The sequence below is a fragment of the Oceanobacter antarcticus genome, from assembly GCF_044962685.1.
In the GTDB taxonomy this organism is placed as follows: Bacteria; Pseudomonadota; Gammaproteobacteria; order Pseudomonadales; family Oceanobacteraceae; genus Oceanobacter; species Oceanobacter antarcticus.
The window spans coordinates 1-315 of the sequence record NZ_JBBKTX010000090.1 but is presented as its reverse complement, the minus strand read 5'-3'; the positions used below and the strand labels follow the sequence as shown (position 1 = coordinate 315).

At 61.0% G+C, this 315-nt stretch carries 1 protein-coding gene; it reads left to right on the top strand.

From position 1 onward, the window contains the following. Nucleotides 1-92: 92 nt before the first annotated feature. The coding region (locus WG929_RS21050) for a hydroxymethylglutaryl-CoA lyase-like TIM-barrel protein (RefSeq protein WP_494517120.1) at nt 93-315 on the top strand (223 nt) is incomplete at its 3' end.

Genomic DNA, 315 nt, shown 5'->3' with positions numbered 1-315 from the left:
CCGGTTTGCGTACCGCTGAAATGTTTGCCGAAGAAGCCGCCAACGGCACCATCACACTGCCAGCACGTGGCGAATAACAGGGGAGCATGAACATGAACTTGCAAGGTAAAAGCGTCAAACTCCACGACATGTCCCTGCGCGACGGCATGCACGCCAAACGTCACCAGATCAGCGTTGACGACATGGTCGCCATCGCCTGCGCGATGGACGCCGCCGGCATGCCACTGATCGAAGTCACCCACGGCGACGGCCTCGGTGGCTCCTCGGTGAACTACGGCTTCCCGGCCCACAGCGACGAAGAATACCTCGGTGCCG